This window comes from Pseudomonas sp. Root562, from assembly GCF_001427125.1.
Classification (GTDB): domain Bacteria; phylum Pseudomonadota; class Gammaproteobacteria; order Pseudomonadales; family Pseudomonadaceae; genus Aquipseudomonas.
Window position 1 is genome coordinate 411,162 of sequence record NZ_LMGK01000021.1, and the last position, 19,352, is coordinate 430,513.

General features: G+C 57.5%; 14 protein-coding genes. 9 read left to right on the top strand and 5 right to left on the bottom strand.

The annotated features are described in order from the left end of the window. Positions 1-55: 55 nt before the first annotated feature. Positions 56-841, bottom strand: coding sequence for a siderophore-interacting protein (locus tag ASD60_RS17620; protein WP_056855219.1), 786 nt, complete (start codon positions 839-841; stop codon positions 56-58). After that, a complete protein-coding gene (locus ASD60_RS17625; RefSeq protein ID WP_056855220.1) occupies positions 834-1,412 on the bottom strand; it encodes a PadR family transcriptional regulator in 579 nt (192 codons plus the stop codon). The genes ASD60_RS17620 and ASD60_RS17625 overlap by 8 nt, the downstream gene beginning before the upstream one ends. Positions 1,413-1,869: 457 nt before the next feature. On the opposite strand from ASD60_RS17625, the gene ASD60_RS17630 reads away from it, so the two are divergent. The 9 genes from ASD60_RS17630 (at position 1,870) to ASD60_RS17670 (ending at position 12,538) form a co-directional block, all read left to right on the top strand. Continuing rightward, positions 1,870-2,355: a CS1 type fimbrial major subunit gene (locus tag ASD60_RS17630; RefSeq protein ID WP_056855221.1), complete on the top strand. Its 486-nt coding sequence runs from the start codon at positions 1,870-1,872 to the stop codon at positions 2,353-2,355. 104 nt (positions 2,356-2,459) lie between these two features. Then, complete coding sequence (locus ASD60_RS17635) at positions 2,460-4,982, top strand: TcfC E-set like domain-containing protein (protein ID WP_056855222.1); 2,523 nt, start codon at positions 2,460-2,462, stop codon at positions 4,980-4,982. A 14-nt stretch (positions 4,983-4,996) separates the two neighbouring features. Then, positions 4,997-6,208, top strand: coding sequence for a hypothetical protein (locus ASD60_RS17640; protein ID WP_330219575.1), 1,212 nt, complete (start codon positions 4,997-4,999; stop codon positions 6,206-6,208). Between the two features lie 51 nt (positions 6,209-6,259). Further along, on the top strand, positions 6,260-7,000 hold the full coding sequence (locus tag ASD60_RS17645; RefSeq protein ID WP_056855224.1) for a hypothetical protein: 741 nt from the start codon (positions 6,260-6,262) through the stop codon (positions 6,998-7,000). 46 nt (positions 7,001-7,046) lie between these two features. After that, on the top strand, positions 7,047-7,532 hold the full coding sequence (locus tag ASD60_RS17650; protein WP_056855225.1) for a CS1 type fimbrial major subunit: 486 nt from the start codon (positions 7,047-7,049) through the stop codon (positions 7,530-7,532). A gap of 43 nt (positions 7,533-7,575) precedes the next feature. Further along, positions 7,576-8,805: a hypothetical protein gene (locus tag ASD60_RS17655; RefSeq protein WP_082557608.1), complete on the top strand. Its 1,230-nt coding sequence runs from the start codon at positions 7,576-7,578 to the stop codon at positions 8,803-8,805. Positions 8,806-9,256: 451 nt separating this feature from the next. Next, positions 9,257-10,507 carry a hypothetical protein gene (locus ASD60_RS17660; RefSeq protein WP_236708480.1) on the top strand — a complete coding sequence of 417 codons (1,251 nt, stop codon included), beginning with the start codon at positions 9,257-9,259 and terminating at the stop codon, positions 10,505-10,507. Between the two features lie 260 nt (positions 10,508-10,767). Continuing rightward, positions 10,768-11,106: a CS1 type fimbrial major subunit gene (locus ASD60_RS29940; protein ID WP_082557609.1), complete on the top strand. Its 339-nt coding sequence runs from the start codon at positions 10,768-10,770 to the stop codon at positions 11,104-11,106. A 205-nt stretch (positions 11,107-11,311) separates the two neighbouring features. Next, complete coding sequence (locus ASD60_RS17670) at positions 11,312-12,538, top strand: hypothetical protein (RefSeq protein ID WP_056855227.1); 1,227 nt, start codon at positions 11,312-11,314, stop codon at positions 12,536-12,538. A 62-nt stretch (positions 12,539-12,600) separates the two neighbouring features. Here the strand turns inward: ASD60_RS17670 and ASD60_RS17675 are convergent, their stop codons facing one another. The 3 genes from ASD60_RS17675 to ASD60_RS17685 form a co-directional block, all read right to left on the bottom strand. After that, complete coding sequence (locus tag ASD60_RS17675; RefSeq protein ID WP_056855228.1) at positions 12,601-15,717, bottom strand: transglycosylase domain-containing protein; 3,117 nt, start codon at positions 15,715-15,717, stop codon at positions 12,601-12,603. Positions 15,718-15,874: 157 nt separating this feature from the next. Continuing rightward, positions 15,875-16,333, bottom strand: a complete 459-nt coding sequence (locus tag ASD60_RS17680) for an REP-associated tyrosine transposase (RefSeq protein ID WP_056855229.1) — start codon at positions 16,331-16,333, stop codon at positions 15,875-15,877. A gap of 1,668 nt (positions 16,334-18,001) precedes the next feature. Next, complete coding sequence (locus tag ASD60_RS17685) at positions 18,002-19,141, bottom strand: OpgC family protein (protein WP_056855230.1); 1,140 nt, start codon at positions 19,139-19,141, stop codon at positions 18,002-18,004. Positions 19,142-19,352 lie beyond the last annotated feature (211 nt).

Below are 19,352 nucleotides of genomic sequence, written 5' to 3' on the forward strand. Positions count from 1 at the left end.
CTGCGCAGYCGAGCGGGAGCAAGCTCCCTCGCCACAGGAGTCATGTCAGGCTGAATCACTCATCATCGCCAGCATTCAGCTTCCAGTAACCAACGGCTTTGACGAACTGCTCATCCAGCCCATGCTCATCCAGCAGTATCCGACGGATCTGCCGCGATACTTTGCTCTCTGTCGCAACCCACGCATACAGGCTGCCGGCCGGCACCTTGATCTGCCGCACGGTGCTCAGCAAATGGTCCTTGCCGCCCTCGCGCAAGACCCAGATCACATTGACCTCGGCAGCGCTTTGCAGCACTTGCTGTTCCTTGCCGTTTTCCACTTCCACAATCACCAGCGCACGGCGGTTGGCTGCCAGGCTTTCCAGGCGTCGGGCGATGGCGGGCAGGGCGGTTTCATCGCCGATCAGCAGATAGCTGTCGAAGATATCCGGCACGATCATCGAACCCCGTGGCCCGCCGATGTGCAGGAACTGTCCGGGTTTGGCCTGCTCGGCCCAGGTCGAGGCCGGGCCGTCGCCGTGCAGGACAAAATCGATGTCCAGCTCCAGTTTTTCTAGGTCGTAGCGGCGCGGGGTGTAGTCACGCATCTCAGGCATCGGGCCGCCGCTCTTGCCGGCGCCGAGCTCCAGCGTTTCCAGCACCGCGGCTTGCTCGGCATTTTGCGGGAACAGCAATTTGACGTGGTCGTCGGTGCCGAGGCTGACGAAGCCCGCCAGCTCCGGCCCGCCCAGGGTAATCCGGCGCATTCGTGGGGTCAGGTCAACCACGCGCAAGACTTCCAGGCGACGACGTTTGATTTCATGCATGACACGGTGAATGGCTTGTGTGTTCACTTCAGTCATTCGCTTTCTCCTGGGTTGATGGAACGGCGGGGCCGTCGACGATGGCATTGGCGGTGTTGTTCAGCAGCGTCGCGACACGCTGGATTTCTTCCGGGCTCCAGCGTCCATGGTGCAACTGCAACGCATGGCGCAGGTTATGCACGGCCTCGTGAATTTCGGCCGGACGATCATGCCCGCGCAATGAACGCTTGCTGACGTCGATGCGCATTCGCACGCCTTCGAGCGCAACGGCTTGCTTAGCCAATGACTGGCGACCGGCCTCTGTGACGCTGTAGCGCTTTTTTCCGCCTTCGGCATCACCGGTAATCAGTTCGCTCTCTTCCAGAAAAGTCAGGGTCGGATAAATCACACCGGGGCTCGGGCTGTAGGCGCCGTCGAACATGCCTTCGATCTGGCGGATCAGGTCGTAACCGTGGCACGGCTGCTCGGCGATCAATGCCAGTAACAGCAATTTCAGATCGCCGGGGGCAAATACCCGTGGCCCGCGACCACCGCGTTCGCGGCCGGGGCGTTTTTCGAAGCCGTCGCGACCGTCGCCGTGTTCGCGGTGGGGAGAATGATGGTCTCTCATCTCTAGCGTTCTCTTTGTCGTGTTTAGATACAACTTAAGATATATCTTTGTCGGGATGCAAGCATCCCCGATCAACGGTCGATTTCGTGGCGAGCAGACTTGGTGCCGGAGGGATTCATGTAATTTAGAGTAATTGAACTAATTGTCGTGTATTAATGTTGTAGATCACACACGCCTTACAGAAAGTTTAGCTGGGACTATCTGTATGTTTTTTCGATTAATACTGTATGTAGTTTATTTCTGAAGGTTAAACAGTTAAGTTGCGACGATGGCGACTTTTTCGTCCCAATTACAGGCTGAAAGAACTACATGTGTTGAGGAATTTTCCTACTTACTTTGTTGTAAAAATACTTGATCATGCTGTCGCGTTGAGGAGGGTGAGTCAAAACGCCATTATCTAAATGGCCGGCTCGCAAGAACTTCACGTTTATTCCAATTAAGAAGACAGGTACTTAACATGTTCAAGAAGTTTGCTATCGCTGTTCCGATGTCCGTCCTGGCTCTGAGCTCTTCCATGGCTTTTGCTGCCGAGCCGATTAGCCAGGTGATTAACATCAAGGCGTTCGTTCCGACTTCGCTGTTCAGTGTCGCGCCGCAAGACAGTAATTTCGGTCGCGACGAAACCATGACCCAACAGGGCAGCGGTGAGTTGACCAGTGTACGTGGTCTCTTCAACTTCAAGCACACTGACCCGAGAGGCGCCATCAACGCACTGATCGACGGCGATGCGGCACTCTATAACGGCCGTGACACTATTCCATTGACCGTCAAGATCGGCACCGTTGAATTAAGCAACACCACCACTGAAGTCGTAGACGAAACTGAATCGGTGCCGGGCATCCAGCGGGAAATGGTCATTACCGCCGATACCCCGACTACCGGCCAGAATGGCAACTACACCACCAGTTTCGCCGTTATTTTCGAGCCTGTAATGAAGCCATAATCGTAAACTTTTTGAATAAACTATTTTATTCAGCGGTCTTGCCTGCTTGTTATCGCCTGATGACAAGCAGGTGCCGACTTCATTTGTAATCGAGTATTAAGATCATGTTCCCGATGACTCCCATCGCGGCAGCGCTTGCACTTTTTATATGTGCTGGTGCCGTTGCTGCGCCCACTAATAACGTCAACACACCTCGAAGTCTGCTTGCTCAGGCCAAAGGGTTGCCGGCGGAATTCGAAGAGCATTTCTTCGATGTGCCATTAGCGGTACGAGTGGAACGTGATCAACAGTTTCTTGGTGAGGCGATGATCGTTTTGACGAAGGATGATCGCGTCACGTTGCTGGAATTCACCGACACCGGTGACAGCCCGATTTCTGCCAATGAGCGAGAAACCTGGGCGGCTTATCTCAAGCAGGGCGTTGTCCTGGGTGCCTGCCAGGGCAGTTGCCCGGAGCAAATGCTGGCGGTGCATTACAATTTGCAGAGTTCGCTGGTATCGATCGCCACCGAAAATGCCGAACGCGATAGCGAGGCCCGGCGTTATTACGATCTGCCTGAAAACGGCAGTACTGGCCTGATCGTGCGCAACCAGTTGAACCTCAACGGCGGCCAGGATCAGGACCTGGGCGGGCGTTATGGCCTGGAGGCGAGCAGCAGCCTGGGTAACTGGACTCAGCGCGCGAACCTGCAATTGGCCCGTCTGGGCGGCCCGGATGACAAGCTCTATCACGCGGTTCATGAGCTTTATGGTCAGCGTGAGCTACAGGGCAGTTTTGTCCGCCTGGGGTATTTCACGCCCAACTCCGAAGGACTGAGCCGGCAGTTGCGTTCGTTTGGCGCCAGCCCCGATACGGCGGTGGGCCTGATGTACGGCAGCTCCGACAGCCTGGCCATCAACAGCCCAAAACCCAGCGTTTACCCGATCTACGTCACTGCCAACCGCCAGGCCTCGGTGGAGATTTTTCGCAATGGCGTGTTGATCAACACACAGGCGGTCAGTGCCGGATTACAAACCCTCGACACCCGGCCGTTGCCGGGAGGTATTTACGAAGTCGAGGTGCGGCTGATCGAAGATGGGCAAATCACATCGACAACCCAGGAGCTGGTGTACAAGCCCAGCAACTGGCGCAACCTCGATGAACGCTGGCGCTACAACCTGTTTGCCGGGCAGGAAAGCAAACTGCTGAGCAACTGGGACGAGCAGTCCTACGGCGACATGACGGCCGGCGCAGCCATCAATTACCTGTTGCACCCGCGGGTGATTGTAGGGCTGTCGGGGCGGCAGTTGCAGGGTACACAGCAGTATGGTTCGTCGATCGACTGGACTCTGCCCAACAACACCAGCCTGTACGGCAATCTTTATCGAACCCAGGACCACGGCACCGGGATGGACCTGCAAGCCAATTACAGTTATGGCTCCGGAAACCTGTTTGCCACACACAACCGCAGTTGGCTGGACACCACCAACACCTACGAAACCTTGCCGGACGGCACCCGGGTGCGTCAGCGCAACGTATTTATCGGCCAGACCAGCAACACCTCGCTGGCGATCAATCATCGGCTCAACAGCAAGAATTCGATTAACGGGCGGGTCTCCTACAGCGAGGGCAATACCGAAGGTGCCGCACTCGATCTGGGCTGGTCGCAAAGAACCGTGCTGTTTGGCAGTGATGCCAACTGGCGCTTCTCGGTGTTCGACCGACCGGGCAGTTATAGCAGTGGCGACCAACGCAATCGCGGGGTCGACCTGAGCGTCAGTGTGGCGCTTGGGGGCCCGGGTGAACAATGGTCGGGCAGCATCGGCACTCGAACTGCGCGGGAGGGCGGGCGCGACAACAATGGCTCGCTGTCTTATCGCAAGACCCTTGAAGACCATGTGCTGCAAAGCGTCTCTGTGACGGCCCTGGCCGATACCTATGGCGTCGGGTTGTCCGGCCTTACCAGTTTTGAGGCCGATGCGTTCAATGGCGATGCCTTCCTCCAGCGCTCCTCCTACAACGGTAACTACACCGGTGGTTTGAACCTCGACAGCACCGTGGCCGTGGGTAAGCAGAACATGGTCATGACCAGCCAGCATCACACCGGTGGCGCCGGGATGATCATTGATGTGGAAACCGATCTCGACGAAATCGCCCTGCGCGCCGACGACCTCAGTGGCGGCAGTGCGACTTTGCGTCCCGGGCGCAACTTCGTGCCGCTGACCGCCTACAAAAACAGTTCGGTCAGCTTCGACTTCGAAGGCAATCACGTGCCATCGGCGAGTATCCAGCCGCAGCGAACCCGCTATCACCTGAACAAGGGCGGGGTGGACTACCGCAAGATCACCGTGAGCAAAACCCTGACCGTACTCGGGCGCCTGCTCGACCCGCAGGGCAAGCCGCTCAAGGGGCACCACGTCATCAACCACGCCAGCCGTGGCGTCAGTGAGGTGGACGGCTTCTTCTCCATGGAAATGAACGCGGGTTCGCCAACCCTTGAAGTGCGCCGGGGCGAGGAATTGTTGTGCCAATTCCGCCTCGACCCCAGCAATGCGCGCAGTGAAAACAATGTGTTGATGATCGGGGATTTGCGGTGCTCGCCGGACACCTTGGCCAACACCACCTTCTCGGTGGACTCGGCGGGATAATGATGAAAAGTTGCTTGAAAAATTACCTGGCCGGATTGCTGTGTGCGGTGTTCGCGCCGGCAGCCCATGCGCTGACTCAGGAAATCACCGCGGTCTTTACACCTGATCCGGCGAATCCGCTGAAGAATGAATTCATCAACACCACGCCGATCAGCGGCTTTTGTGCCGATTTTGGTCATACGATTTGTAAACATCACGGATATTTTTCCATTGAAGCGCCTCTCAGTGGTTCAACACCGGACCTGGGGCCGGGGGTGCCCGTTATTTATGCGGGTCACACCAATCCTCGGGAGGGGGTGATGTACAAGGTGCCCTCCGAATGGCGAGCTTTTCAGGTCACTCACACTCGCACGGGCGAAGTGGAAACCGTGCAAATGCGTATCTCTGGAATTGGTCAACATACATCGACGCGTCCAGATTTTAGTGTATGGCCGTCGTCCTCGTGGTTCTCCGCCCCCCCGTGTCGCTCAACCGGACTTATCTCGGGTATAGGGCCCAATCTGCGCTTCTTCTGGATAGTTCCTGAAGATGCAGGTGCCTGTAATAAGAGAGCGCCGATAGCGGACATAACACGCTTTGCATTTTCGAAAACGGAATATGCGTACGCGCTGAAAACGCCCAATCCGTTGTCCATGTCTTCCGGGGAATACACGGGCTCGCTCGAATACAGCATAGGGCCAGGCGGTGATTTCGACTTCGGTGATGTGGTGATCGCTGACGACAAATCGATGAAGTTCAACTTCACCCTCAATGTGCAGCATGCGCTCAAGGTGGAAGTCCCACCCGGTGGCAACCGAGTGGAACTGGTCCCCCAGGGCGGCTGGCAGGCCTGGTTGCAACGCAATCGCCGTCCGGAGCGGTTGTTCCGCGACCAGACCTTCAATGTATCAGCCTCGTCACGTTTCAAGATGCAGCTCGAATGCCAATACCACGATGGCGGCAATACCTGCTCCGTGTATGAGCCGATCTCCGGGCATTCGGTGCCGCTGAACATCAGCGTGAGCTTGCCCAATGGCCTGACGGACCCCTCTGGTCAACCGGTCAGCCGCCGTCCGTTGTTACGTGACGGCAGCGGCACCGAACTGTTTCAACCCGGTTTTTATGTCGAGCGTAGACCCGGAACCCTGCATTTCGAAATCAGTCGCGAAGAGGTCGAAAAGATGCTCGATGGCGATAACAAAACCTACAGGGGCAACGTCACGGTGGTCTGGGATTCGGAAGTTTGATCACCGCACCAATCGAGCTGTTCCACTGTTAAACACCATGAGGTCAGGAAAATGAATTATCGATGGGCATTGCTGTTTGCAGGTTGGTTGCCGCTGATGGCGAACGCGGGGCCGCAGATCAATGTCGGTGTCGTCTACGACTACCTGGATGCCGACAAAAGTACCTATCTGAAGCGCGTGTTCAACGGCGGTGATGCCACTGCGTTCGTCAAGGTCAACATCCTGGAAATTATCTACGACGCGGATGGCACTTCGCGGGAAATTCCCCTGGCAACCCAGGCCGATACCGCTGCCCGCGACGGGTTGATGGCCAGCCCCGCACGGTTGATTGTCCCGGCCAACGGCATGCAAGGCAGCCGTCTGGTGTTCATGGGCGAGCGTGAAAAAGAGCGGTATTTCCGCGTGCGCTTCGTGCCGGTGGTGCCGGAAAAGGAAGATGAGTTCGCCGTGTCCGCCGAGGAGCGCGAAGAGTACAAAAAGGGCTTGTCTGCCGGGGTCAATGTGCTGGCCGGTTACGGCACGGTGTTTTTTGTACGGCCCGCCCAGACCCGCTTCGACAGCGCGATAGATGACGGCCCCGGTCAGTACCGGATGCGCAATCAAGGCAATTCCGTGGTGGTGATCGATGAGTTCAGGGACTGCGCGGTCAAGGATGAAAACGACTGCCAACCGACCACCAAACATCACATTTTGCCAGGCCGTACCTTCGAGTTCGAAAAACAGCGCGGTCGTGCTTATAGCTTCACGCTGATCGAAGGCAAGGCGACGAAAGTGATGGAACTCAAAGGCTGAAACTCTCTGTGCGAGTGGCCATATTGACTGTGTCAGGTGACAAAAAATGTTCAAGGCAACGCGGGTAACCCTATCACTGGCGCTCCTGGTGTCCAGTGGTGCAGCGCAAGCGATCACCGAGCGCGAAACGTTCGAGGTGGCGGTCACCATTCCCACCGCGGAGTTTTACGTGCTCCCGTCGGAGTCCGACTGGATTCATCAGGAGCAGCCGCTGCACTTCAACCCGGTGACGGGCCAGTTGGCCTCGTTGCGTAAAAATTTCGATGTGAAAAACACCAACGGCGGTATTTCCGCACGGCTCAACGCCGAGCCGTATCTGAGCAACGGCAGGCCCATCGACAACATTCCCTTGATCGTGACGTTCAACCAAAAACGACTCACGCTGGATGCCGAGCAAGTGATCTCCGAACTCGATGGCCGACTCGGCAAGCGTGTGAGGCTGGAAGTAGCCGCGGCTGACATGCCGGATGGCTACAAACCGGGCGATTACTTCGGCAGCGTGCACATGATTTTCGAAGCGTTGGCACCTTGAAGAGTTCGGTTGCCAGGTGATTCAGTGATTCAGGGATGCAACGATGTATCGGAAAACAAGAGCGGCAAAAAATCGCATAACGACGTTTGGCGCAGGGATTGTGCTGTGGTTTGGCGCGCAGGTTGTCAGTGCCGCCACGCAAGAGATCACGGCGGTTTTTCGCCCGGATCCGACCAATCCAACGGTCAACAGATTCGTTAATACGACACCGGAAAGCGGGTACTGCCCCTCCTTCGCATCTGAGCTGTGCAAGTCACTTGGCATTTTCAGCATTCGCTCCAACGACATAAAGTTTACCTCCACCGGACCGATGCCTGCGGGACCAGGTGTGTCTGAACGCCAGGGTGTGATGTTCAAGGTACCCTCTGAATGGCGCAGATTCGATGTGGTGTCGGAGCGTGGCGAACACCATACAGTTGAAGTACGTATTGCTGGCGTTGGTAATCGCTTTGATGTCAAGAGTCCTGCAACAATCGATTCCTGGAACGGCCGCTTCAATTCCGCCCCAACTCCTTGTCTGAGTACTGGATTTGGGGCTGGACACTCGCAAATGTATTTGTGGTTCTGGAGGGTTCCGGAGAACGCCGGCTCATGCGTAAAGATAGCCAGAGAGGAAATTCCCTGGCTCCACTATTTTAATTTCGAATATGCCTATGAGCTGAGAACCCCCAATCCGCTGGGTATGTCCACGGGGCGATACCAAGGATCGATTAAATACACGTTGGGGCCGAATCAGGATTTCGACTTCGGCGACATCATGATCCCCAATGACAGCACGTTGACCTTCAACTTCAACCTTGATGTGCAACACACCCTCAAGGTCGAAGTGCCGCCCGGTGGCAATCACGTTGAGCTGCTTCCACAGGGGGGCTGGCAGGCCTGGCTGCAACGCAACCGCCGCCCGGAGCGTCTGTTCCGCGACCAGACTTTCAATCTGTCGGCATCCAGCCGCTTCAAGATGCAGCTCGAATGCCAGTACAGCGGCGGCAATGAGTGCCTTCTGCATGAGCCAAAGAGTGGACACACCGTGCCGTTGAACCTTTTCGTCAGCCTTCCCGGCGGCATCACCGATGCCTCAGGACAATCGGTCAATCGCCGCGCATTGTTGCGAGATGGCAGTGGCACTGAACTCTTTATGCCGGGGCATTACGTCGATCGCAGACCTGGCACCCTGCACTTTGAAATCGGCCGCGAAGAGGTCGAAAAGATGCTCGATGGCGATAACAGAACCTACAGCGGCAACGTCACGGTGGTCTGGGATTCGGAAGTTTGATCACCGTACCGATCGAGCTGTTCCACTGTTAAACACCATGAGGTCAGGAGAATGAATTATCGATGGGCACTGCTGTTTGCAGGTTGGTTGCCGCTGATGGCGAACGCGGGGCCGCAGATCAATGTCGGTGTTGTCTACAACCCCGTCGGAGTCCGACTGGATTCATCAGGAGCAACCGCTGCACTTCAACCCGGTGACGGGCCAGTTGACCTCGTTGCGTAAAAATTTCGATGTAAAAAACACCAACGGNGTCCGACTGGATTCATCAGGAGCAACCGCTGCACTTCAACCCGGTGACGGGCCAGTTGACCTCGTTGCGTAAAAATTTCGATGTAAAAAACACCAACGGCGGTATCTCCGCACGGATCAATACCGAGCCGTATCTGAGCAACGGCAGGCCAACATTTTCAGCCCGGAATATACGGGTTGCAGGCATGCTTGGAAGGAAAAAATGAAATTTATACATTCGCTGAAGAATGATCTCGGACGATACCTGGTAGCGATATGTTTTGCCGGCGTTCCACTGTTGGTCGAGGCTGGTTCTGTCGAGGTGACTGCGCGTTTCAGGCCCGACCCGGCGAACCCCATGGTCAACCGTTTTGAAAATACAACGACCAATAGCGGTTATTGCGTCTACTTCGCGGTGTATTGCAAAAACAATAATTTGTTCAGCTTGGGCATGCCCTTGGGAGGTCTTCCGCAAACGACCGGTGGCAAGGTATTGGCCAATCATACCGATCGCCGAGAAGGGGCTTACCTGAAGGTGCCCTCGGAATGGCGAACGCTGACCGTTTCGAACGACGAAGACACCGAGCAATTGGAAGTCCGAATATCGGGAGTGGGTGGACGCGTCGACCTTAACGCTCATGTGGAGGATTTGACGGGGGGGCAGGGGTGGCATCAGCTATGGAGCGGCCGCAGTTGGAGCTTCGCGCCTGCTCCCTGTGTTTCCACGACTTCGGTAGCTGGCCTCAGCTATTACGCCATGTTCATGTGGAGGGTGCCGGAAAATGTCGGTGCCTGTGCCAAGACAGCGTTGTTTGATATTCCCACACTCCATTATCGCTACCTGCATTTTGGTTACGAGCTGCGTACACCCAACCCTCTGAAGATGGCGACCGGAATCTATAGAGGCAGCATCACTTACAGCGTCGGGCCAGGCATGGACTTCGATATAGGCAATGTAATTGTCCCTCACGATTCCCAGATCACCATCGATTTTGTGTTGAGCGTGGAACACATCCTAAAGGTGGAAATACCACCGGGCGGCAACCGGATTGAGTTGCTTCCCCAAGGCGGTTGGCAGGCGTGGTTGCAACGCAATCGCCGTCCGGAGCGGCTGTTCCGTGACCAGACCTTCAATATATCGGCCTCCAGCCAGTTCAAGATGAAGCTTGAATGTCAGTTCACCGAGGGCAATACCTGCGCGTTGCAGGAACCCGTGTCCGGGCGAAACGTGCCACTGAATATTGCCGTCAGCCTGCCCGGCGGCATGGCCGATGACTCTGGCCAAGCGGTCAACCGCCGTCCCTTGTTGCTCGATGGTATGGGTACTGAACGCTTTGAGCCGAAATTCTACATCGCACGAAAACCCGGAACTCTGCACTTCGAAATTGGCCGCGATGAGGTCGAAAAAATGCTCGATGGCGATAACAAAACCTACAGCGGCAACGTCACGGTGGTCTGGGATTCGGAAGTTTGATCACCGCACCAATCGAGCTGTTCCGCTGTTAAACACCATGAGGTCAGGAGAATGAATTATCGATGGGCATTGCTGTTTGCAGGTTGGCTGCCGTTGATGGCGAACGCGGGGCCGCAGATCAATGTCGGTGTTGTCTACGACTCCGTCGGAATCCGACTGGATTCATCAGGAGCAACCGCTGCACTTCAACCCGGTGACGGGCCAGTTGACCTCGTTGCGTAAAAATTTCGATGTAAAAAACACCAACGGCGGTATNCTGGATTCATCAGGAGCAACCGCTGCACTTCAACCCGGTGACGGGCCAGTTGACCTCGTTGCGTAAAAATTTCGATGTAAAAAACACCAACGGCGGTATTTCCGCACGGCTCAACGCCGAGCCGTATCTGAGCAACGGCAGGCCCAGCGACAACATTGCCTTGATCGTGACGTTCAACCGAAAACGCCTCACGGTGGATGCCGAGCAAGTGATCTCCGAACTCGATGGCCGACTCGGCAAGCGTGTGGGGCTGGAAGTGGCCGCAGCTGACATACCGGACGGCTACCAACCGGGCGATTACTTCGGCAGCGTGCACATGATTTTCGAAGCGTTGGCGCCTTGAAGAGTTCGGTTGCCAGGTGATTCAGTGATTCAGGGATGCAACGATGTATCGGAAAACAAGAGCGGCAAAAAATCGCATAACGACGTTTGGCGNGGTTATGACGAATAAAATCGACTTTACTTCGGCAGCGTGCACATGATTTTCGAAGCGTTGGCGCCTTGAAGAGTTCGGTTGCCAGGTGATTCAGTGATTCAGGGATGCAACGATGTATCGGAAAACAAGAGCGGCAAAAAATCGCATAACGACGTTTGGCGCAGGGATTGTGCTGTGGTTTGGCGCGCAGGTTGTCAGTGCCGCCACGCAAGAGATCACGGCGGTTTTTCGCCCGGATCCGGCCAATCCAACGGTCAACAGATTCGTTAATACGACACTGGAAAGCGGTATCTGCCCTGGACACATTCCCGAGCGATGTAAGGAATTAGGTATTCTCAGTATCCGCACGTGGGATCTGAATTTCAGGTCGAACGCACCGATGCTGGTAGGTGCCGAAAATCCGCGCAGGGGGGTGATGTTCAAGTTGCCATCCGATTGGCGACGTTTTGAGGTGGTTTCCGACAGAGGGGAGCGGGAGACGGTAGAAATGCGTATTGCCGGCATCGGCAATCGGTTTGACACGCATTCTGGAGGCACTCGCTCATGGGGTCCTCGTGATTTTACGTATGCCCCTGCTCCTTGTCAGTCCACCGGGTACACGGTGGGAACCAACACCTATCGGCTGTGGTTCTGGTTAGTTCCCGAAGGCGCTGGAGCTTGCATCCTGAATACCATTTCCGAAGTTCCTGCGATCGCGTACGTCAACTTCGAATACGCCTATGAACTGAGAACGCCCAACCCTTTGGGCATGTCCACGGGGCATTACACCGGATCGATCACTTACACCGTCGGGCCGAATCAGGATTTCGACTTCGGCGACATCATGATCCCCAACGACAGCACGTTGACCTTCAACTTCAACCTTGATGTGCAACACACCCTCAAGGTCGAAGTGCCGCCCGGTGGCAATCACATCGAGCTGCTTCCACAGGGTGGCTGGCAGGCGTGGTTGCAACGCAACCGCCGCCCGGAACGTCTGTTCCGCGACCAGACTTTCAATCTGTCGGCATCCAGCCGCTTCAAGATGCAGCTCGAATGCCAGTACAGCGGCGGCAATGAGTGCTCCGTGTACGATCCGGTTGCTGGTCACGCGGTCCCGATGAATATCTTCGTCAGCCTTCCCGGAGGCATCACCGATGCCTCCGGACAATCGGTCAATCGCCGCGCATTGTTGCGCGATGGCAGCGGCACAGAACTCTTCATGCCGGGGCACTACGTCGATCGCAGACCCGGCACGTTGCACTTCGAAATCGGCCGCGAGCAAGTCGAGGAAATGCTCACCGGGCCTGGAAAAACCTACAGAGGCAACGTCACGGTGGTCTGGGATTCGGAAGTCTGACGAGCGATCTCGGGATTTTTTTGCAGGCATCACAACACTTTCCCGAGACCACCACGCAGAGGCTATTGCTGCGCCACTTGAACCGGCAGACACATCGTATGGGTCCCCGGTTGCAGGTACTGCGTCAGGATCGGCGCCATACCCTTGAGCACCTGTACCGGCAGGGCAGAGGTGAACTTGAATGCTTCAGCCGAGCGTCCCGGTACGTAAGCGGTCAGCGTGCCGAAGTGGGTGTCGCCGATATAGAAGACGAAGGTCGCCGTGCGGTTGATTGATTTCGAACTGAGAATCCGCCCACCCGAACCGATGGCTTCGATACGGTTATCGCCAGTGCCGGTCTTGCCACCCATGGCCAGCGGTGCGCCATCGGGCAGTTTGAAACTGCCGGCCAGCCGTTTGGCGGTCCCGGCGTCCACCACTTGCGACAGGGCTTCGCGCATCGCTTTGGCAACTTCCGCAGGCATGACCCGTTTACCGACATCCGGGTCATTGATCAGCTTGGTTTCATACGGCGTCCCGGCGGCAAAGTGCAGGCTGTCGATACGCAGCGTCGGCATGCGCACGCCGTCGTTGAGGATGGTGCCGATCAACTCGGCCAGTGCCGCAGGGCGGTCGCCGGAGCTGCCGATGGCTGTGGCCAGTGAAGGCACCAGATGGTCGAAGGGATAACCGACGTTCTGCCAGCGCTGGTGAATGTCGAGGAATGCCTCGATCTCCAGCATGGTGCGGATGCGATTGTCGCGCGCACCTTTGTGCCGGCTCTTGAACAGCCAGCTGTAGACTTCCTGGCGTTCGAACTGGCTGGCTTTGACGATGTCCTTGAACGTCGCGTCCGGATGGTTGAGCAGGTAGCCCATCATCCACAGGTCCAATGGATGCACCTTGGCGATGAAGCCTTGGTCGGGCAGGTCGTAGCTGCCGGGGCCGTAGGCCTGATAGAGCCGCTCAAGGCGCTCGTCGGTGAGTTTTTCGGTGAGTTTGGCGCCGGTCAGGTGTGAGCGCACGAAGCTGTTGAAGCTTTGCTGGCTGGCCTGTGGCAACAGATACCGGTGCACGGCGGCCATGCGGATCGGCGTCGGGCGCATACCATCGAGAAAGGTTTCGAGCCGTGCCTGGGTGTCCTTGTTGCGGTACTTTTTCCAGAACTTGAGCAGGAACGACGTCCCTTCGCGGTCGGCAAAACTGGCCAGGTATTCCTGACGACGCGGGTCGCGGTCATCCTTGAGCAGTTCGGCGCTGCTGTTGGGACCGGAATACGTGACGTAGCGCACTATATCGCGCATCAGGCGTATGAACGGCAGGTTGATCGACTCACGCAGGGCGTCGCGCAGGGTCGGCAGGCGACCGTTGTCTTCCTTGCGGAAGTTATTGAACGTGTGCAACCCGCCGCCGGTGAAAAACGCTTCGCCGGGGCTGGCGGAATATTTGCGGTCCAGCGCTGCACTGAGCAAGGGTTGCAGGCTGTGGTCCTTGTTCTCGATAAAGTAGTCGACGACCCAGCGGCTGAGGCGGTCCTGCTCCGGTATTTCGACTTTCTTCAGGTCCGGTACGCTCATGTCGGCATATTTATCGTGCAACTCGGCGATGATTTGCAGGTAAGTCGTCATCACCCGCATTTTTGCGGTGGAGCCCAGTTCCAGTTTGCTGCCTTCATTGATATCGAACGGCTGGTCAGTGCTGTCAGTTTGTACCCGCACCCGCGAACCGTCCGGGGTCAGTTCGAACAAAGTGAAGCTGTAGCGCACCTGAGTGGTGCTGGTGGGGGTCAGCAAACGCTCGCCCATCAGGCCGATTTCTGCGGCATACACGGGGTCGGCGAGTTTCTTCAGGTAGGCAGTGGCCTGGGTTTGCAGTTCACCTTGCAGGGTGCTGGTGGCCGAAAGATCGAGGCGGTCAAGGTCGTACAACGGACGATTGAGCAACCCCGCCAGCCGACTGCGCGCCACGCTGATGCCTTTGTTGGTTTCGATCGGTTGAATGGTCGGCTGGGTCGCCCAGTCGCGGTACGTGACCTTGCTCGCCAATGCCGCCGCGGCGAAAGGCGCGTCGATCACGTTGTTCTGTGCCAGCAGACGAATATGGCTGTCGGTGAGCGAAGCCAGTTCATCGCGGCCTTTGGTCAAGTAGTGCGAAGGGCGGCGCTGGGCGATCATCAAGGACAGCATTTCGCGCAAGGCCAAGCCTTTCTCCGCCAGGCTTTTTGGATCCGTGGCGTCGCTGGCCAGGCGTTGGTTGGCCTGGTTGAAATCGGCGCCGTACCACACGCGCAAACCTTCCGCCATGCCGTGCACTTCACCGTGGCCAGGCACAGCCGACAGCGGCACGCTGTTGAGGTAGTCGCGTACCACGTTCTGCCGCGACTTGAGTGTCTGCGGGCCGTCCTGATAAGCGCGTACGCTGGCGGAAATCATCTGGCGGATCTTTTCACCACCCGACATGGTCAAGCCATCGGGCGAATGCCGGTATTTTTCCAGTTGCGTCGCCAGAGTGCTGCCGCCCGCCGATTGGCCAGGCAGATGGAGCATCTTGGCGACCTGGGTGTAGGCCGCCATGCCAAACCGCGGCCAGTCCACCGCAGGGTTGGCCAAGGGTTGGCGAGGGTCGAGCAAGAAGCGGTTTTCGATGAACAGCAGGCTGTTGACCACGACCGGCGGGATCGAGTCGAAGCTGGCATAGAGTTGTTGCGGATATTTGTACTGGTACAGCGGTGCCGCCCGGCAATCGGTGATCGACAGACCGGCCTGGATTTTTTCCGCATAGGGTACGAAAAGGCCTTTGTCGGTGTAGTTCATCAACGCCGGGGAAAAGCGGGTCTGTTCGGTAATCACGTAATTGCGCTTGAGCAATCTTGGCAGGAACTCGCCCATGGAGCTGTAGCCCAGACGCAGGTCGAACGGACCGGCGCCCGGGTAGTGAATCGCATCGCTGGGGCCAGGTTTTAGCTCATACGTGAGCGTCTTGGCGAACTTGCTGACCTCGCGAGCTTGAAATCGCGACGTGCGCATCTCTTTGGCAGCCGCGAGCCCTACCACGATGGCAATAATCAGCAGCAACAGCCAAAACGCCTTCCAGCCGTGCTTTACGCGGCTGCGAGGTGGTTTTTCAGGTAATGGCGCTTCATCCACAGCTTCAGTCGGGACCACGGTTTTACTCGAATCGGTTTGCCATAAAGCGCCCATAGTCGACTGATCCATTCACGCAGATTGATCGGACTTGTCTGAAGCTTAGACGGTGGTTGGCGATGGTGAAAAAATTGTGAACCTCCAGATATCGGTTAGCTGCTTGCCCTGTGGCGAGGGAGCTTGCTCCCTCGCCACAAAGTGAGCAACGTTGGATTCAGAGCCAGCAGGCATCCCACAGAGGGTAATCACCGATTTTTTCAACCAACCCTGCACGCAAGGGATTAGCAACGGTGTAGCGGGCGAAAGAGCGTAAATCCTCGCCGTCGCGTATTGCCCGGTCGTGATAGCCGGTTTGCCAGAATGCGCCAGTTCGATTCAGTGCCCGGTTGATCGTCAACGTGCTACGGGACTTGATGGCCTGCATGAGTTGCGCCAGGGTGCATCGTTCGATTTGGACGAGCCAATGGAAGTGGTCAGGCATGATCACCCAGGCAATCGAGTTCACTCTTCCCTGATCGTGGGCGTGTCTGAGTTCCGCTACTAGCAAACGCCCCAGATGCCAATCGCTGAATATGGACCTTCTCTGATGTACAACCGCAGTGATGAGGTAGGCCCGGCCTGATTCGGAAAAACGTCCTTGGCGCAACAAGTGTGAGTTTGGTCGTGGAAGCATTCCTTGCGTCCTTTTGATAGGTTCCTTTTGAAGTTAGTTGCTCGCTGGCCTACAGGTAGCTGTAACGTTTGCGGGAAAAGTCCGAAATCCCCAAAGGAAAGTAACCCCTGCAAACCCTTGTGGCGAGGGAGCTCGTCGGATCGCCGCACCGTCTCGCTGGGCTGCGAAGCGGCCCTACATAGGGCTATCGGATGTTTCTGACCAAACCGGTTGACGGGGGTTACGACTGCTGCGCAGCCGAGCGGGAGCAAGCTCCCTCGCCACGAGTTCATTGCGAGCTGGAAGTGCCGAGGTGGGTGAAGACGGCCTGCCTGACGCAGCACCCTTACCGCAAACCCTTGTGGCGAGGGAGCTTGCTCCGGTTGGGCTGCGAAGCGGCCCCACATGAGCTATTGGATGTTCCTGGCCAGACCGGTTGCCTGGATTGGCGACTGCTGCGCAGCCGAGCGGGAGCAAGCTCCCTCGCCACGGGTTCATTGCGAGCTGGAAGTGCCGAAGTGGGTGAAGACGGCCTGCCTGACGCAGCACCCTTACCGCAAACCCTTGTGGCGAGGGAGCTCGCTCCCGCTGGGCTGCGAAGCGGCCCCAAATGGGTTATCGGATGTTCCTGGGCAAACCGGTTGCTTGGGTTTGCGACTGCTGCGCAGCCGAGCGGGAGCRAGCTCCCTCGCCACGGGTTCATTGCGAGCTGGAAGTGCCGAGGTGGGTGAAGACGGCCTGCATGACGCAGCACCCTTACCGCAAACCCTTGTGGCGAGGGAGCTTGCTCCCGTTGGGCTGCGAAGCGGCCCTACATAGGGCTATCGGATGTTCCTGACCAAACCGGTTGACGGGGTTTGCGACTGCTGCGCAGCCGAGCGGGAGCGAGCTCCCTCGCCACGGGTTCACGGCAGGCTGGAAGTGCCGAGGTGGGTGAAGACGGCCTGCATGACGCAGTACCCTTACCGCAAACCCTTGTGGCGAGGGAGCTCGTCGGATCGCCGCACCGTCCCGCTGGGCTGCGAAGCGGCCCTACATAGGGCTATCGGATGTTTCTGACCAAACCGGTTGACGGGGTTTGCGACTGCTGCGCAGCCGAGCGGGAGCAAGCTCCCTCGCCACGGGTTCATTGCGAGCTGGAAGTGCCGAGGTGGGTGAAGACGGCCTGCCTGACGCAGCACCCTTACTGCAAACCCTTGTGGCGAGGGAGCTNCCCTCGCCACGGGTTCATTGCGAGCTGGAAGTGCCGAGGTGGGTGAAGACGGCCTGCCTGACGCAGCACCCTTACTGCAAACCCTTGTGGCGAGGGAGCTTGCTCCCGCTGGGCTGCGAAGCGGCCCTACATGAGCTATTGGATGTTCCTGGCCAGACCGGTTGCCTGGATTGGCGACTGCTGCGCAGCCGAGCGGGAGTGAGCTCCCTCGCCACGGGTTCATTGCGAGCTGGAAGTGCCGAGGTGGGTGAAGACGGCCTGCCTGACGCAGCACCCTTACTGCAAACCCTTGTGGCGAGGGAGCTCGTCGTCCGAACCCGACTGCCGATGACACNCCCTCGCCACGGGTTCATTGCGAGCTGGAAGTGCCGAGGTGGGTGAAGACGGCCTGCCTGACGCAGCACCCTTACTGCAAACCCTTGTGGCGAGGGAGCTCGTCGGATCGCCGCACCGTCCCGCTGGGCTGCGAAGCGGCCCTAAAGGGGACTGCTGCGCAGCCCAGCGGGAGCAAGCGTCTGATTCAGCCGTTTGTTGAACTCCAGCCAAACCGCCAGCAAAGCCATCAACCCGGCACCCGCCAGCGCGGTGAAAATCTGCATGGCGAACGCGTCGTCCGTCAGCGCATTGATCATGTCCGCCAGCGGCGCGAGCAATACGCCCAGGCAGAAAATCTCCAATGAAAAACGGCCCATGCGACAGCTTTGCTGCGCCAGCCAGTTTTGCGTCCATCCCGTGTCGGGCAGCAGTTTCGCGGTGACATACGCCAGCGCCAGGAAGTGCACCAAACGCTGGGGCGACAGGTTGGTCTTGCTGATCGGGTACAGCAGGTTGCTCAAGCTCGACGGCAGTAAAGCTTCGTGGATGTGCGGCCAGCGCCACAGGACGGTCAGCACCCCGGCGGCCATTACGTACAGCGCCGCGCTCATGAACAACGGCTGGCGCCACAGCGGTCGGCTGTCGGACTCGCGCGGGCGTTGGGAGTGAATGGCCGCGGCGCCACCGAGGACAAACAGCAATTGCCAGGCAACAGGGTTGAAGTACCACACCCCATCCTTGATGGCAGCCAGGTTCCAGTCTGCCAACGGCACCATCAGGTACAACGCGACTGACATCGCCACCACCACCCAGGTCTTGCGCACCAGTATCGGCAGGACCAGCGGCAAACCCGCCAGCAGCACAATGTACAGCGGCAACGGGTCCATCAGGTTCGGTTTGAAGCGCAACAGCAGCTCATCGATCAAGGCCTGCTGCGGGTCGCTGATGAAGTGGTGCATGCCCATTTCTTCGACCAGGTCGCGGGTTTCCACGTGGCTGTTGGCGAAGAACACGATGCCCATCAGCATCGCCAGCAAAAAAATATGCACCACGTACAGCACCCAGGCACGGCGCAGGATTTTCACGCAGGCAATCAAAAAGCCTTCGCGCGCCAGGATTTTGCCGTAGGCCAGCACCGCCGCGTAACCAGCGAGAAACACGAAGACCTCGGCGGCATCGCTGAAGCCGAAGTTGCGCAGGGTAATTTGACCCAAAGGGTTGTGGGGCACGTGATCCCAAAAGATGAAGATCAGTGCCAGACCGCGAAAAAAGTCGATCCGGTGATCGCGCACTAACGTCATGACGGCAGGCTCGTAAACGGGGTGTTGAACAAAGGAGTGGTCGGGGCGACAGAGTTTAACTGCCGCTCATCGGCGGCGCGCAGGGTGGACTGATTCGCCCTCAATTGCAAAGTCGGGGTATTTCGGAATGTCTCCTGGCCGGGGCCGAGGGGGTAACCGCTGGTCTGAAAGGTGCGACAACCTGCGAATTCTGACAGTAGACAAGCTCCAA